At 70.9% G+C, this 15,441-nt stretch carries 16 protein-coding genes; 2 read left to right on the top strand and 14 right to left on the bottom strand.

Annotated features, from left to right (window positions below; genetic code table 11):
• Positions 1–17 precede the first annotated feature (17 nt).
• The 8 genes from ETD85_RS15815 to xylA all read right to left on the bottom strand — a co-directional run bounded on the left by ETD85_RS15815 (position 18) and on the right by xylA (position 7,696).
• A complete protein-coding gene (locus ETD85_RS15815) occupies positions 18–746 on the bottom strand; it encodes a glycosyltransferase family 2 protein (RefSeq protein WP_138690464.1) in 729 nt (242 codons plus the stop codon).
• Positions 747–806: 60 nt separating this feature from the next.
• Complete coding sequence (locus ETD85_RS15820) at positions 807–1,349, bottom strand: AAA family ATPase (RefSeq protein ID WP_138690465.1); 543 nt, start codon at positions 1,347–1,349, stop codon at positions 807–809.
• Complete coding sequence (gene lysS / locus ETD85_RS15825; RefSeq protein ID WP_138690466.1) at positions 1,346–2,947, bottom strand: lysine--tRNA ligase; 1,602 nt, start codon at positions 2,945–2,947, stop codon at positions 1,346–1,348. Before lysS ends, ETD85_RS15820 begins: the two co-directional genes overlap by 4 nt.
• A gap of 57 nt (positions 2,948–3,004) precedes the next feature.
• Positions 3,005–3,220: a hypothetical protein gene (locus ETD85_RS15830; RefSeq protein ID WP_138690467.1), complete on the bottom strand. Its 216-nt coding sequence runs from the start codon at positions 3,218–3,220 to the stop codon at positions 3,005–3,007.
• 3 nt (positions 3,221–3,223) lie between these two features.
• Positions 3,224–4,567 carry a S8 family serine peptidase gene (locus ETD85_RS15835; RefSeq protein WP_138690468.1) on the bottom strand — a complete coding sequence of 448 codons (1,344 nt, stop codon included), beginning with the start codon at positions 4,565–4,567 and terminating at the stop codon, positions 3,224–3,226.
• A 137-nt stretch (positions 4,568–4,704) separates the two neighbouring features.
• Positions 4,705–5,808 (bottom strand): Gfo/Idh/MocA family protein, encoded by a 1,104-nt coding sequence (locus tag ETD85_RS15840; RefSeq protein WP_138690469.1) that lies wholly within the window; start codon positions 5,806–5,808, stop codon positions 4,705–4,707.
• Positions 5,805–6,548, bottom strand: a complete 744-nt coding sequence (locus ETD85_RS15845) for a sugar phosphate isomerase/epimerase family protein (protein WP_138690470.1) — start codon at positions 6,546–6,548, stop codon at positions 5,805–5,807. The genes ETD85_RS15840 and ETD85_RS15845 overlap by 4 nt, the downstream gene beginning before the upstream one ends.
• Positions 6,545–7,696: a xylose isomerase gene (gene xylA, locus ETD85_RS15850; protein ID WP_138690471.1), complete on the bottom strand. Its 1,152-nt coding sequence runs from the start codon at positions 7,694–7,696 to the stop codon at positions 6,545–6,547. Before xylA ends, ETD85_RS15845 begins: the two co-directional genes overlap by 4 nt.
• A gap of 114 nt (positions 7,697–7,810) precedes the next feature.
• Between xylA and ETD85_RS15855 the strand changes: the two genes are divergently transcribed.
• Positions 7,811–8,899 carry an ROK family transcriptional regulator gene (locus tag ETD85_RS15855; RefSeq protein WP_206058335.1) on the top strand — a complete coding sequence of 363 codons (1,089 nt, stop codon included), beginning with the start codon at positions 7,811–7,813 and terminating at the stop codon, positions 8,897–8,899.
• Between the two features lie 9 nt (positions 8,900–8,908).
• Here the strand turns inward: ETD85_RS15855 and ETD85_RS15860 are convergent, their stop codons facing one another.
• A complete protein-coding gene (locus ETD85_RS15860) occupies positions 8,909–9,424 on the bottom strand; it encodes a DinB family protein (protein ID WP_138690473.1) in 516 nt (171 codons plus the stop codon).
• On the opposite strand from ETD85_RS15860, the gene ETD85_RS63125 reads away from it, so the two are divergent.
• Positions 9,423–9,563, top strand: coding sequence for a hypothetical protein (locus ETD85_RS63125; RefSeq protein ID WP_170246698.1), 141 nt, complete (start codon positions 9,423–9,425; stop codon positions 9,561–9,563). The genes ETD85_RS15860 and ETD85_RS63125 overlap by 2 nt on opposite strands.
• Positions 9,564–9,606: 43 nt before the next feature.
• Here ETD85_RS63125 and ETD85_RS15865 read toward each other — a convergent pair whose 3' ends face one another.
• From ETD85_RS15865 to ETD85_RS15885, 5 genes are all read right to left on the bottom strand, one after another.
• A complete protein-coding gene (locus ETD85_RS15865) occupies positions 9,607–12,276 on the bottom strand; it encodes an MGH1-like glycoside hydrolase domain-containing protein (RefSeq protein WP_138690474.1) in 2,670 nt (889 codons plus the stop codon).
• Positions 12,277–12,405: 129 nt separating this feature from the next.
• Positions 12,406–13,617, bottom strand: coding sequence for a winged helix-turn-helix domain-containing protein (locus tag ETD85_RS15870; RefSeq protein WP_138690475.1), 1,212 nt, complete (start codon positions 13,615–13,617; stop codon positions 12,406–12,408).
• Positions 13,618–13,660: 43 nt separating this feature from the next.
• On the bottom strand, positions 13,661–14,143 hold the full coding sequence (locus ETD85_RS15875) for an STAS domain-containing protein (RefSeq protein WP_138690476.1): 483 nt from the start codon (positions 14,141–14,143) through the stop codon (positions 13,661–13,663).
• Between the two features lie 46 nt (positions 14,144–14,189).
• Positions 14,190–14,579: an ATP-binding protein gene (locus tag ETD85_RS15880; RefSeq protein ID WP_170246699.1), complete on the bottom strand. Its 390-nt coding sequence runs from the start codon at positions 14,577–14,579 to the stop codon at positions 14,190–14,192.
• A 148-nt stretch (positions 14,580–14,727) separates the two neighbouring features.
• Positions 14,728–15,099, bottom strand: coding sequence for an STAS domain-containing protein (locus tag ETD85_RS15885; RefSeq protein ID WP_170246700.1), 372 nt, complete (start codon positions 15,097–15,099; stop codon positions 14,728–14,730).
• Positions 15,100–15,441: the final 342 nt, after the last annotated feature.

Raw genomic sequence — 15,441 nt, forward strand, 5'->3', positions numbered from 1 at the left:
TCAGAGAATGTCACCATTCACTTCGCGAGCGCCACTTGGGTAGGTCCCGTCACGGAGGTGCCGCGCGTCCGCTCCCGCATGATCGTCTTGAGCACGCGCCAGCCGTCGCGCACGGCGTGCAGGTTGCTCTCGCCGTGGATCCTGGAGCGCTCGTGGCTGGGCACCTCGTGGATGACGAGGCCGGCCTGGGCGGCACGGACGTTCATCAGGGTCTCGATCTCGAAGCCGTCGCAGTCGAGGTCCATCACGTCGAGGTGACGGGCCCAGAAGGCGTTGTAGCCGTAGCAGAGGTCGGTGTAGCTGGTGCCGTAGAGGAGGTTGGTCAGGCCGGTCAGGAACTTGTTGCCGAGCGACCGGATCGGGCTGAGGTCATCGGAGCCGCCGCCGGGGGCGTACCGGGAGCCCTTGGCGAAGTCGGCGCCGTTGAGCAGCGTGGCGACGAAAGAGCGGATCTCCCGGCCGTCGGTGGACCCGTCGGCGTCGATCATGACGATGATGTCGCCCTGGGCGGCCTGGAAGCCCTCGATGAGGGCGTTGCCCTTGCCCCGCCGGCTCTGCACGACGACCCGGAGGTCGGGGCGCAGCCTGCGCGCGACGGCGACAGTGTCGTCGGTCGAGTTGCCGTCGACCAGGATCACTTCGTCGATCCACTCGGGCAGTGTCGCGAAGACGTGGGGAAGGTTCTCGGCCTCGTTCATCGCGGGGACGATGACACTGACGCTGGCGGCGAAAGGCTGCTTGTTCATGTGTACAAGGTGCCCTTGCGCACATGCAGCCCACTTGACACTGCCTTGCATAGATCACTTTTATCGGCGATCTGCCGGTATCAGGGCCTCTCCGGCCCTGGAGATGATCTCCTCCACGGTCTCCTCCGGGGTCTGCCGCGAGCTGTCCAGCCACAGGCCGAGGCGGGGTGTCTCGCCTCGCAGCACCTCATCTAGCTGGGCAATCGTCCATGAGCCGGCATAGCCGGTCTTGGCCCGCCGCCGCTCGCGCTCGGCCACGGCGGACGGGTCGGGAGCCAGGACGATCACATGCAAGGGACGACTCCGGACCCATTTCGTAAACCGTTCCAAATCCTCGCCGAGAATGACGTCCTGCACAATTGCCGTGAATCCCTCAGTGAAATACAAGTCCGCCGTATGCGCCGCGAGGCGGTAGCGCAGATGGAGCTGGCGCACCGCCTCGCCGGTCATCTCGGTGGTCATGGGGGCCCGGCCGTTGACCACCATGCGCCTGAAGGCGTCGCCGCGTACGTGGGCGGAGCGCGGCAGCCGCTCGGCCAGGGCCTGGGCCACGGTGGACTTGCCCGCGGCCGAGATCCCGGTGATCAGGACGACGCCCTTCACGCGCCGACGAGCTTTCGTACCCGGTCCGCGCCCACGGCCATGAGCAGCGTGGGCAGTCTCGGGCCGGTGTCGCGGCCGACGAGCAGCCGGTAGAGGAGGGCGAAGAACGAGCGCTGCGCCGCCTTCAGCTCGGGCGTGGCCTTGGCGTCGGGGTCCAGCCCCGCCTGGATCTTCGGCACGCCGTACACGAGGGTGGTCAGAGCGTCGAGCGACCAGTCGTCGAGTCCGTCGGCCAGCAGCCGCAGCGACTCGCGCTCTCCCGGGCCGAGCGAGTCGAGCAGGTCCTCGTCGGGCGTCTCGCGCACCCGGGTGCGCTGGTCGGCGGGCAGGTGCTCGTCCACCCAGTGCTGCGCCCGGTCCAGGCGCGGGCGGGCCTCGTCGAGCGAGCCGACCCCGTCGAGGTCGGCCAGGATGCGCAGCGTCTGCTCGGCGTGCCCGGTGGTGATGTCCACGACGGAGGCCAGCGTCCGGTAGGCGACGGGGTGCGGGGTGGCCGGCAGCGGGCCGGCGGCGGTGCCCACGGCCCGTTCGTACGCGGCCAGCTCGGCCGGCTGGCCCTGGCCCGCGGCGATCTTGCGGCCGAGCGCGTCCCACTCGTCGTAGAGCCGCTGGATCTCCTGGTCGAAGGCGATCTTGAAGGACTGGGCCGGCTTGCGGCGGGCGTACAGCCAGCGCAGCACCGGCGCCTCCATGATCTCCAGGGCGTCGGCCGGAGTCGGCACGTCACCCTTGGAGCTGCTCATCTTGGCCATGCCGGTGATGCCGACGAAGGCGTACATCGGGCCGATCGGCTGCTCGCCGCCGAACACGTCGCCGACGATCTGGCCGCCCACGATCCAGGCCGAGCCCGGCGAGTGGTGATCGACCCCTGACGGCTCGAAGACCACGCCCTCGTAGGCCCAGCGCATCGGCCAGTCGACCTTCCACACCAGCTTGCCGCGGTCGTGCTCGGCCAGGCGGACGGTCTCGCCGAAGCCGCACTCGCAGGTGTAGGCCAGCTCCGTGGTCTCGTCGTCGTAGGCGGTGACCGTCGTCAGGTCGCGCTCGCACAGGTCGCAGTAGGGCTTGTACGGGAAGTAGTCCTCCACCTGCTTGGACCGGTAGCGCGACAGCACGGCGTCGATCCTGGCGCGCTCGCGCACCGCCTGGAGGATCTGCTCGCGGTAGGCCCCCGAGGTGTACTGGGCGGTCTGGCTGATGCCCCGGTATTCGACGCCCAGCTCCGCCAGCGCCGCGGTCATCGGGGCCTTGAAGTGCTCGGCCCAGTTGGCGTGCGAGCTGCCGGGCGGCGCGGGCACCGAGGTCAGCGGTTTGCCGATGTGCTCGGCCCAGGACTCGTCGATGCCCGCGGGCACCCTGCGGAAGCGGTCGAAGTCGTCCCAGGACAGCAGGTGCACGCACTCGAGGCCACGCCGCCGGATCTCGTCGGCCACCAGGTGGGGGGTCATGACCTCGCGCAGATTGCCCAGGTGGATCGGGCCTGACGGGCTCAGACCGGAGGCGCAGACGATCGGTTTGCCGGGAGCGCGTCTCTCCGCTTGGGAGATCACCTCGTCAGCGAACCTGGAGACCCAGTCGGTCTCGCCACTTTCAGCCATCGCGCCATTCTTGCGGTTCCGCCCGGCTCAAGCCAACGCGTTCGCGATCGTCGCTGGTCAGGTGGTGGGTTCGATGGGCGGATCGGAGAAGACCTGGCAAAGGTCACGGTCGAGCTTCGCCGCCGCCTGCTCGGTGACCCGCAGGACGTGCACCCCCGGGGCGACGCTCACGAGCCCGAAGCCCGCGTCGGCCTCCTCAGGGGACACGTCGAGCAGGTGCAGCGCGTCGGCGAGGGTCGCCCCGGGCGGCAGGCACACCTGGACCAGGAGCATGGATCAGGCCGCTCGCGTCCCGGTCTGCCGCTCCAGCGCGGCCAGGACCGCGGCCGGGTCGATGACGCCGTACCCGTAGTCGTAGTCGAAGCCCACCGTGCTGCGGTCGTCGGCGGTGCGGTTGATCAGCGTGCGCAGCTGCGCGGGGGAGAGCTGCGCGGCGGACCTGCGGGCGCGCAGGGCGGCGACCACGCCGGCCGCGACGGGGCAGGCGGCGGAGGTGCCGGTGTCGGCGGCGCCGACGGCCCCCGAGCCGGCGAAGTGCGTGTAGGCGCAGAAGTCCGGCTTGCGGTCGGACAGCCGGCCCGGGCCCTGGGAGGAGTAGCCGACGCGCTCGCCACGGGTGTCGACGCCGCCGACGGAGGCGACGGAGGGGTGGGAGTTGGCGCCGTTGATCGGGCGGTCGCGGAAGCCGCACCTCCGGTCGGGGCACTCGCGGCCGCAGTTTCCCGCCGCGAACAGGATGTCGGCGCCCGCGTCCTCCAGGCTGCCGACGATCACGTTGAACGGGTGCGCGGGGTTGTCCGAGTAGTTGCTGGGATGGCCGGGCGGGAAGTCGCCCTGGGGCGAGAACAGGCCCCAGCTGTTGGTGACCACCAGGGACCTCGACGCGGCGGGCATGGCCTTCAGCACGTTGGTCAGGTGGGAGTAGGCGGCGATCGCGTCGGAGAGCAGGCCGCTGATCCCGCTGCTGCGGCTGAGCAGGACGGGGATGTCGAGCAGGGTGGCCTTGGGGGCGGCGAGCAGCGCGTCGAAGGCGCACATGGTGCCGTGGTCGACGGGATAGCGGCCGGGGGTGCGGGGGACGCCCGACGGGCTCCAGCTCCGCGCGGCGTCGACGGTGACGGCCTGGCCGAGGCGGGCCTTGATGTGCGCGGCGTTGATGCCGCTGTCCACGACGGCGAGGGCGACGCCGCTGCCGTCGTTGCCCCGCGCCCACAGGTCGGAGGCGTGCAGCAGCCGCCTGACCTCCTGCCAGTCACCGACCGGCCCGTCGCCGCCGCAGGTCGCGTTGGGCTCGATCACCGGGTCGACGTACACGCCGACGACCTCGCGTACGGACGCGGGCAGCAGCGCCGCCCTGGTCGCGAACTCGCCGTCGGAGATCTCGCCGCGCACCAGCACGGAGGCGTCCTCCGGGGTGAGCGAGAACCCGACCCGCTGGTGCAGCGACAGCGGGTCGCCGTCGGCCGTGACCGGGCGCGGGACGGGCACGGGCTCGAACGCGTCGTCGAGCAGGACTCCCCGCAGGTCGCCGATGATGTCGGCGACCGTGGTCCGGACGTCGGGATCGATCACCGAGGCGACGACGTCGGCGGCGGGGCGGAGCTGGATGAGGACACGCATGAAGACCACCTTGGGGGTTGACCGAGTGATTACCTAAGGTGATGGTGCCCGGCCGACTTGGGAAGACTCCTTTGTGTAAGGATGTTGTCACTTTAGGTAATCGAGGGCCGGGCGGTGCTCGGCCGCCCGGCCGCCGGTCAGGACAGGGTCGCGGCGTACGGGTCCCAGTCCGCGGGCAGCGCCTCCGGCACGTCCGGTGCGGAGGCGATGGGCCTGAACTCCGAGCGCTCGCCGGACTCCGCGATGGCGGCCATCAGCTCCAGCACGTGGAAGGCCAGCTCGCCGGATGCGCGGTGCGGCGTGCCCGCCCGGAGCGACCTGGCCAGGTCCAGCACGCCGATGCCGCGCCCGGCCGTCGTCCCCGTCACCGGCAGCTCGCGCCAGTCCGTCTCCCGCAGGTCGCGGGCCAGCAGCGGGCCGTCGAAGGTGTTGGGGTCGGGCAGCGACAGGGCGCCCTCGGTGCCGATGATCTCGATCAGCCTGCGGTTGACGGCCGAGTCGAAGCTGAACGTGGCCGCCGCCGTCGCGCTGCCGGGGAAGTCCAGCAGGGCGTTGACGTGGGTCGGGACATCGACGGGGAACGAGGTGCCCTTCTTGGGGCCCGAGCCGACCAGCCGCCGGCCATGGGCCTTGCGGGTGTCGGCCGCCACCTGGCCGACGGGGCCGAGCAGGGACACCAGCGCGGTCAGGTAGTAGGGACCCAGGTCGAAGAGCGGGCCCGCGCCCGGCTGGTAGAAGAACTCCGGGTTGGGGTGCCAGGACTCGGGGCCGAGGCTCTGCGTGGCCGCGGTGACCGCGACCGGCTCGCCGACGAGCCCCGAGCGCAGGGCGTGCAGGGCGGACTGCAGCCCGGCGCCCAGGAAGGTGTCGGGGGCGCCGCCGACGCGTAACCCCAGATCGGCGGCCTCGGCCATGACCTTCGCCGCCTCGTCGGTGGTCATCGCGAGCGGCTTCTCGCCGTACACGTGCTTGCCCGCGCGCAGGCTCTCCAGCGCGACGGCCGCGTGCGCGGACGGGATGGTGAGGTTGACGACGATCTCGACCTCGGGCACGGCGAGCACCGTGGCGAGGGTTCCCGACACGGGCACGTCGTGCTCGCGGGCCACCTCGGCGGCCCGATCGGTGTCGATGTCCGCGACGCCGAGCACGCGCACGTCGGGGAAGGCGTTGAGGTTGTTCAGATACTGGCCGCTGATCACTCCGGCGCCGACCAGGGCGACGCCGACGGGGCCGTTGCTCAAGAGCTCTCCAATGAGGTGAGGTAGGCGTGGCTGTCCGCGAGGGCGGTGAAGATGTCGGTGGCGCACTCGTCCAGCTCGACTATGCGCCAGGCGTCCGGCGCGGCGGCGAGGATCTCGGGCACGGGCATGACGCCCTGCCCCACCGCGACGTGCGGCTCGCCCTTGACCGCCGGGCCGTCCTTGACGTGCAGCGCCCGCGTGCGCTGCGCGAGGCGGCCGAGCAGGGCCGGCACGTCCGCGCCGCCCACCGCCGCCCAGTACGTGTCGATCTCCAGGAACACCTCGGGCGCGAGCAGGTCGGCCAGCGCCTCGATGGCGTGCCGGCCGTCGATCCTGGGCTCGATCTCCCACCAGTGGTTGTGGTAGCCGATCCGCATCCCGTGGCCCGCGGCCTGCTCGGCCAGGCCGTTCAGCAGGTCGGCCGTGCGGGACAGCCCGTCACGAGTGGTGAACTCCTCCTCGGCGATCCCGCCGGGGACGATCACCAGGTCCGTGCCGACCGTGGCGATCGCGTCGAAGACCTTCGCGGGCTCCTCGCTGAGCAGCGCGTACGCGTGCGTGCTCGACACGCTCAGCCCCAGGTCGTCGGCGACCTGGCGGAAACCCTTGGGGTCGGTGGTGGGATCGTAGGGCTCGACCGCCCGGTAGCCGATCTCCGCGATCCGCCGCAGCACGCCGTCCCGGTCGGCGGCTAACGGCTCCCTGACGGTGTAGAGCTGGACACTGATGGGTTCGGTCATCCGCGTACCCCCATGAGGTGTTCGAGCGCGAGCTGGTTGAGACGGGTGAAGTGGAAGCCGCGGGCGGCCGCCACCTCGGGGTCGAAGTCGTCCTTGGCCAGGTCGGCCCAGGTCTCACCGGCGGCGAGCGTGGGCTGGGCCAGCTCGTCCACGCGGGAGGCGCGCAGGGCCTCCTGGACCTCCGGGTCGGCGCGGTAGGCGCGCGACTTCTCCTTGAGGATCAGGTACGTGCGCATGTTCGCGGCGGCCGAGACCCACACGTCCTCGGGGTCCTCGGTGCGCAGCGGCTTGTAGTCGAAGTGCCGCGGGCCGTCGTAGCCGCCGTTCTCCAGCAGGTCCACCAGGAAGAACGCGCTCTTCAGGTCGCCGTGGCCGAAGATCAGGTCCTGGTCGTACTTGGGGCCGTGCTGGCCGTTGAGGTCGATGTGGAAGAGCTTGCCGTGCCAGAGCGCCTGGGCGATGCCGTGCACGAAGTTGAGTCCGGCCATCTGCTCGTGGCCGACCTCGGGGTTGAGGCCCACCATCTCAGGGTGCTCCAGCTCGTTGATCAGCGCCAGGGCGTGGCCGATGGTCGGCAGGAGGATGTCGCCCCGGGGCTCGTTCGGCTTGGGCTCGAGGGCGAAGCGCATGTCGTAGCCGCGCTCGCGGACGTACGAGCAGAGCAGGTCGAGGCCCTCCTTGTAGCGCTCCATGGCGGCCTTGACGTCCTTGGCCGCGTCCGACTCCGAGCCCTCGCGCCCGCCCCAGCAGACGTAGGTGGTGGCGCCCAGCGAGGCGGCCAGGTCGATGTTGCGGATCACCTTGCGCAGGGCGTAGCGGCGCACGTCGCGGTCGTTGCTGGTGAACGCGCCGTCCTTGAAGACCGGGTGCGTGAAGAGGTTCGTGGTGGCCATCGGCACCTTCATGCCGGTCTCGTCCAGCGCCTTCTTGAACGCGGCGATGGCCTTGTCCCGGTCGGGCTCGACGGCGAGCAGGTCGTCGTCGTGGAAGGTGACGCCGTGCGCGCCCAGCTCGGCCAGCCGGTGCACGGTCTCCACCGGGTCGAGCGCCGGCCTGGAGGCGTCGCCGAACGGGTCGCGGGCCTGCCAGCCGACCGTCCAGAGCCCGAAGGTGAAGCGGTCGGCGGGGGTGGGTGTGAAATCGGGCATGGTGTCGCTCCTTCTCGTTTTAGTCCATAATCTGTACATAATCCTGAGGAGGTAGGCATGCCGGCGTCAAGAGGAGTGCGGCATGATTCCATGCGCGCCCGTAACTTGTCCGTAGTGCTGGGGACCATCCACCGATCAGGACCTCACACCAGGGCCGCGCTCGCGGAGATGACCGGGCTGACCAAGACGACCGTATCCAGCCTGGTCTCGGATCTCCTGGAGGCGGGGGCGGTGACCGAGAGCGGCGCCGTGCGGGCGGGCGAACGGGGCCGGCCCGGCGTGGCGGTGAGCCTGAGCGGGCACCGGCTGGCCACCCTGGGCCTGGAGATCAACATCGACTACCTGGCCGCGTGCGTGGTCGATCTCACCCGTACCGTGCGGCTGCGCAGGACGCGGCCGGCCGACAACCGCAACTCCAACCCGGCCGACATCCTGCGGGAGTTGCGCGACCTCGTGAAGGAGACGACGGCGGAGGCCGAGTCCGCCGGGCTGCGGGTCATCGGCGCGGCGCTCGCCGTGCCCGGCACGGTCGAGGACGGCGTGCTCAGGAGCGCCCCGCACCTCGGCTGGCGGGACGTACGGGTGGCCGACCTGATCGACCTGCCGTTCGCCATCGACAACGAGGCGAACCTGGCGGCGCTCGGCGAGCTGTGGTTCGGCTCGCGGGAGACCGACTTCCTGTACGTCTCCGGCGAGATCGGCATCGGCGCCGGGCTCGTGGTCGGCGGGACGGTGTTCAAGGGCACGTTCGGGCTGGCGGGCGAGCTCGGCCATGTCGTCGTGGTGCCGGACGGGCCCGCGTGCAGGTGCGGCGGGCGGGGCTGCCTGGAGGTGTACGCCGGCCAGGACGCCCTGCTCGGAACCGTGGCCTCGGTCGCCGAGCTGGTGGGCCGGCTGGAGTCGGGCGACCGCCGGGCCCTGGAGGCGTGCGAGCGGGCCGGCCACGCGCTCGGCGTGGCGCTCACCTCGGCGGTCCACCTGCTCGACCCCGGCAGGATCGTGCTCGGCGGGATCTACGCGCCGCTCTACCCGTGGCTCGAAGGGCCGGTCTCCGACGGGCTGGGGGCCAGGCTGGGGCAGATGCGCGGCACGCCGCCCGCCCTGACGGTCTCGGGGATCGGCGCGGACGCGGCCGTGCTGGGCGCGGCCGGGCTGATCATCCAGCAGCTCATCGCCGAGCCGGCCCAGGTGCTCGGCCTCTGAGCGGACCTGTCAGAAGTAGCCCGTCTCGCCGTCGAGCAGCTCCCTGACGGTGTCGAGGTGGCCGGCGTGCCTGGCGGTCTCCTCGACCATGTGGATCAGCATCCAGCGCAGGGACGCCTGCGCCGAGCGGAAGTCGGGGTGCTTGCCCACGTCGTCCAGCGAGTGGGCGGCGACGATCTCGTTGGACCTGACGCACTGGCGCTCGTAGTCGTCGAGGAGCTGCGCCAGCGGGACGCCCTCGACCCGCATGTCGGCGTCCTCGACGCTCTCGTCGAACTGCGGGTTGTCGTCCCTGGAGCCGCCCAGGAAGAGCACCTCGAACCAGCAGTGCTCGGTCCACCGCATGTGGGAGATCAGGCCGGCCACCGTCATGAGCGGCGAGCCGGGCAGGACCGGCCGGTAGGCGTCCTCCTCCGACAGCCCCTCGGTCTTCCACTGGGCGATCGCACGCTGCATGTCCAGCCAGCCGACGAGCTGCGTGCGCTCATCTGCCACGAAAGGGGGGCGTACTCGGGGGAAACTCATGAGTCGCGACGATACTTCAGGGGTCACGACATCGCACGGTATTTTCGGCGCCATCGACCGTAACGAGCTGATGACCAGGGCGGACCTGGCAACGGTCGCCGAGCTCATCCGCGAGCTCGTGGCGCGAGCGGCGGGCTGAGCCCGGCGACGACCCGGGGCGGCCATGGGGTACGGGCCGTGTTTCAGCCGAGCCCTTCCTCGGACCGGCCGCCGGTCAGGAAGTCGGCGGCGGTCAGCCGCCCGTTCATGATCATGAGGGCGGCGACGGTGGCGGTCCACCCGGTCTGGTGGGAGGCCCCGAGCCCGGCGCCGTTGTCACCGTGGAAGTACTCGTAGAACGACACCAGGTCCCGCCAGTGCGGATCCTCCTGGAACTTGCGCTGCCCGCCGTACACCGGCCGCCGGCCGTCCTGACCGCGCTGGAAGATGCGGACGAGCCGGTCGGAGATCTCCCTGCTGACCTCGTACAGGGTCATCCGGTTGCCGGAGCCCGTGGGGCACTCGACGGTGAAGTCGTCGCCGTAGTACGCGTACAGGTGCAGCAGCGCCCGGATGATGAGCGCGTTGACCGGGAACCAGACCGGCCCGCGCCAGTTCGAGTTGCCGCCGAACATCCCGCTGTCGGACTCGGCGGGCAGGTACGCCACGCGGTACTCGCGCCCGTCCACCCAGAACGCGTACGGATGCCCGGCGTGGTGCCGCGACAGCGACCTGATGCCGTACGGGCTCAGGAACTCCGACTCGTCGAGCAGTTGCGCCAGCACCCGCTTGAGCTTGCGCCGGTCCAGCAGGGACAGCAGCCGGCGGTTCGCCACCCCGGGCCGGTCGGCGGCCGACATGCCCTCGGTCACGGAGGGATGCCGCCGCGCGAACGCCCTGATCCGGTTGAACAGCCGGGCGTCCTGCTCCTCCGGGCGTGGCACGAACACGCTGGACGCGCAGAGCGGCAGCAGCCCGACCATCGAGCGCACCCTGAGCCGGGTGGCGTCGCCGTTCGGCAGGCGCAGCACGTCGTAGAAGAACCCGTCCGCCTCGTCCCACATCTCGTCCTTGACCTCGCCGGTCCGGTCGATCGAGGCGGAGATGCGCAGGAAGTGCTCGGCGAACTTGACGGCGAGGTCCTCGTACGCGGGCGCCCGGTCCGACAGCTCGGCGGCCATCTGCAGCATCGTCTGCGTGTAGAAGGCCATCCACGCCGTCCCGTCGGCCTGGTCGAGCGTGCCGCCGGTGGGCAGCGGGGCACTGCGGTCGAACACGCCGATGTTGTCCAGGCCGAGGAAGCCGCCCTGGAACACGTTGCGGCCGTCGGGATCCTTGCGGTTGACCCACCAGGTGAAGTTCACCAGCAGCTTCTGGAACACCCGCTCCAGGAAGTCCAGGTCGCTGTGGCCGGTGAGCCGGCGGTCCATGCTGTTGATGAAGCGGGCGGCCCACGCGTGGACGGGCGGGTTGACGTCGCTGAACTCCCACTCGTACGCGGGGATCTGCCCGTTGGCGTGCAGGTGCCGGTCGCACAGCAGCACCTCGACCTGGTGCTTGGCCAGGTCGATGTCGACCATGGCGAGCGCGACCGCGTGGAAGGCCAGGTCCCAGGCGGCGAACCAGGGATATTCCCACTTGTCCGGCATGACCAGCACGTCGTCGGCGTTCAGATCGAACCACGACTGGTTGCGCCGCCTGCTCGGCGCCCACGGGTCGGCGCCGTGCTCGGCCAGCCAGGTCTCGACGTCGAAGTAGTAGTACTGCTTGCTCCACAGCAGGCCGGACAGGGCCTGGCGGAGCACGCGGGCGTCGTCCTGGCTCGCGCCCTCGGGGGTGATCCCGGCGTAGAAGTCGTCCGACTCGGCCCGCCGCCGCGCGAGCACCTCGTCGAAGCCGGGCCCCAGCGGGTCCTGGACGTCCGTGCCGGTGAGGCGGACCCGGACGGTGGCCTGCCCGCCCGCCGGCACCGTCAGCACGTAGTGGGCGGCCGCCTTGGTGCCGGTGCGCGCCGGGTTGATCGCGTGGTCGTCCCCGTCGACGACGTGGCGGCCGATGCCGTTCTTGACGTACGGCGTGGGGTTCGCGGTCCCGAACACCCGCTCGTTGTCGGTCTCGTTCTCGGTGAACAGCAGCGGCACGTCGGCCGAGCAGTGCAGCCGGTACGTGCCGAGATCCTGGTGGTCGGCCTGGATCACGCCGGGGGCGCTCGCCCGCATCGACGGCTTGGCGCTGCCGTGGCTCCACGACCACGTGTTGCGGAACCACAGGGTCGGCAGGACGTGCAGCGTGGCGTCGTCCGGGCCCCTGTTGGCCACGGTGACGAGCACGAGCAGGTCGTCGGGGGCGGCCTTGGCGTACTCGAAGAAGACGTCGAAGTAGCGGTCGCCGTCGAAGACGCCCGTGTCGAGGAGCTCGTACTCGAAGGCGTGGCGGTCACGGGCCCGGCTCGTGGCGACCAGGTCCTCGTAGGGGAACGGGGCCTGCGGGTACTTGTACAGGTAGCGCATGTAGGAGTGGGTCGGGGTGCTGTCGAGGTAGAAGTAGTACTCCTTGACGTCCTCGCCGTGGTTGCCCTCGCCGTTGGTCAGCCCGAACGGCCGCTCCTTCAGGATCGGGTCCCTGCCGTTCCACAGGGCCATCGACAGGCACAGGCGCTGCTTGTCGTCGCTGACGCCGCCGAGCCCGTCCTCGCCCCACCGGTAGGCCCGCGAGCGGGCGTGGTCGTGCGGGAAGTAGTTCCATGCGTCGCCGGTGTAGCTGTAGTCCTCGCGGACGGTGCCCCACTGCCGTTCGCTCAGGTAGGGGCCCCACCGGCGCCAAGGTGCGTCCGCAGCGGCCGACTGCCGTAGTCGTTCTCGTTCCGCGTCCATGCGGGCAGCATCCTCCCGGCGGGCGCCCGCGCCTGCTCTCCCTGGGGTGAGGTCGCCGATTCAGGGCCGCGCTCGCTGACCCGGTCCTCGGTGGTCGCCGGTTCAGCCCAACCCGCGCTCGCCGCCGCGTCAGACCGAGCGCCAGGCCGCCGCCACCTTGTCGCCGTAGGAGATCTCACGGGCCCCGGCGAACGCGGCCAGCTCGGCGACCGCCCCGCCGACGGCCCGCGCGGTCTCCCGGTCGGCCACCGTGCCCGGCTCGGGGAACAGCCCCTCGATCTCCAGCACGCCCCGGCGCCGATCCAGGCGCGGCACGAGCCGGCCGGCCAGGCGGTCGCCGTGCAGGATGGGCATGATGTAGTGGCCGTACAGGCGCTTGTCCTTGGGGACGTACATCTCTGTCCGGAACGCGAACCCCCACAGGCGCTCGGTCCGCGCCCGGTCGCAGATGAGGTTGTCGAACGGCGACAGCAGTGTGGTGCGCGGCTCCCAGTCCGACTCCAGCAGGCCGAGCACGTCGCGGTGCACGTACCAGCGCTCGGCCCCGCCCTCGACCTCGGCGGGCAGCACGCGGCCCGCCCGCTCCAGCCCGGCCAGCACCTCGGCGAGGCCGGGATAGCGGTCGCGGACGAAGTGGCGCTCGATGTCGGCCGCGCGGGCCACCCCGAGCGCGCGCAGCGCGTGCTCGGCCGCCAGCGTGACCGCCTCCTCCGGGGTCAGCGGCGCGAGCTGCGCCGAGCCGCCCAGCCAGCGCTCGGTCAGATCCCAGTGGCGCTTGCGGCCCGCGCGGCCGGCCACCATGATCTGGCCCTGGGTCCACAGGAAGTCGAGCATCCGCTCGACGTTGCGGCCGTTGGTCCACCCGCTCGACTCCCACGGCACGTCGGCCAGGTCGTCGAACCCGCCGATCGGCAGCGGCCCCTGCTCCCGCAGCCGGTCGAGCACGTGCCGGCGCAGCCGGTCGTTAGCCTCCAGCCAGCCGTGGATCCGCTGCCCGTAGCCGGACCTGCCCGCCGGATAGCCGCGCATCATGACGTGGTGGATCGGATAGTCCTCCGCCAGCACGATCGACGCGGCGTGGGCCCAGTATTCGAACAGCCACCGCTCGTGCCACTGCAACGTGTCCAGGTCGGCCTGATCGAAGTCGCCGACCCTGCTCCAGAGCACCAGCAGATGGCTCCTGGCGATCACGTTGACCGGATCGAGCTGGAGGCATCGCAGCGTGCGCAGCACCTGCCGCAGCCCGTCGAGGTCGTTGCCGGGACGGGGGCCGGCGAGAAGCTGGCAGCGCACGGCCAGCCGCCGCGCGGACTCCAGGCTGAGTGCCAGGGGGGACGACATGCCCCTGAAGTGTAGTCGAAAGACAGTTCGATAGGGCAGGGGCTCAGCGCGTCCTGGTGGCGGTGAGCACGGCGGTGATGGCCTGCTCCACCGTCGGGTGCATGGGCAGGTACGCGCCCACGTCCGTGATCTGCAGCAGGCGGGCGGGAGCGCCCTGGGCGGCGGCCAGATGGACGCGCACGCCGTCGGCGGCGGCCTGCCGGGCGCTGATCAGCAGCACGTGCAGGCCCGAGCTGTCCATGAACCTCAGCTCGGCCAGATCGAAGACCACGTGGTCGCCGGGCCGGCGGACGCGCTCGACGTAGCCGGCCAGCAGGGCGGTGGTGCTGCGGTCGACCTCGCCGCCGATCGCGATCACGCTCATGCCCGGCAGGTACTGGTGAGTCAGGTCCAGCGACTGAGTCAGGTCCGGCGACGGGATCAGGTCCGGCGACGGGATCAGGTCCGGCGACTGAGTCAGGTCCGGCGACGCGTCGGATGGCCTCGCCGAGCGGGGCGAGGGCTCGTGTTGCCGGGAGGCGCCCATGCGCGCACCCTAGACCACTCGCAGCGGGTTCGATACCCGTGTCACGTCACAGATGTGACAGCAGCGCCGCGGTTCTGAACGGCTTCACGGGCCGGATCCGGCGCGGGGAGTGCCGGCGCATCTCCAGGCTCAGCCGGGAGCCGTGCCCGGTCTGCTCAAGGTGGACCACGTCGCACAGGCGCTGGATCACCCAGAGCCCGTACCCGTGCGTGGCGGTCCCGTCGATCTCGTGGGCGGCGGCCAGGTGGCCGTGGGTGAGCCGGCCCGCCGTGTCGAGTATCTCCACGGTGACCGACTCGCTCGTGGTGCGTGCGGTGATCAGACCCGCCGTGCCGGCGTGGTCGAGCACGTTGGTGACCGCCTCGTTGACGGCCAGGACCAGGTTGTCCAGCCGGGGGTCGCGCAGGCCGCTGTGGTGGCCGTGCATGCGTATCAAGTCCCGGATGAAACCGAGATCGGCGCTGATGGGACAGCGCAGCTCGAACACCACCTGCATGATCGTTTCGCCTGCCGGACATCGGAGGGGATAAGGGCCGAAACTGTGCTTTCCCCGTTGAAGATCCTCAAACGGTGGTGCCCAGGGATCAGGTCGCGGGGTCGGACGGGCTGATCGGCTTGAACTTCCGTCTGTCGTCGTCACCGCTGCGGCCCGAGCCGTTCTTCGGTACGTACAGCCGCAGGCCGGGGCTCAGCTGCCAGCCCAGCAGGGAGAGCAGGTCGCGCACCACGGGCGGGGGCGGCATCAGGACCAGCTTGCGCGGCGCGGGCAATCCGGCGGCCGTGGCGACGATCAGGCGCAGGCCGGCCGCGTCGATGAAGGTGAGCTGGGTCAGGTCGAGATGGATGTCGTCCTGGCCGGCGTCTGTCGCCCAGGCAAGGGCCTGCTCGAGCAGGTGCCGGGTGCTGCGGTCGACCTCGCCGCTGACGCGCAGGCCGAACGGGTGGACGGTGGGCACGATCTGTACTTGACCGCTTATATGGGAGCTCATCGCACTCCGGGGGCTCGGGGACAGGGCAGCGCTGTACCCGCGCAGGACCGACTACCGGGCAGGAGCCCGGAGAGGAAACGGCCGTGGGGTACGGCGGACCCGTGATGCCGCGCGGGCGCCTCGTCACGGCACCGCGGCATCGAGCATGGAGAGCAGCGGATCTCGGAGCGATCCACTCTTCCTGCCGGACCGGTGGTGGGTTCTCACCGTGTGCTCGTCGGGGGCGTCCGGCTCTGCTCGCTTACAGGGTCGCCATGCCTTCTGCCCGCAGAAAAGCGATCTAGGCCATCGGCACGTACCGGCCAGACC

Source organism: Nonomuraea zeae (genome assembly GCF_005889725.1).
In the GTDB taxonomy this organism is placed as follows: Bacteria; Actinomycetota; Actinomycetes; order Streptosporangiales; family Streptosporangiaceae; genus Nonomuraea; species Nonomuraea zeae.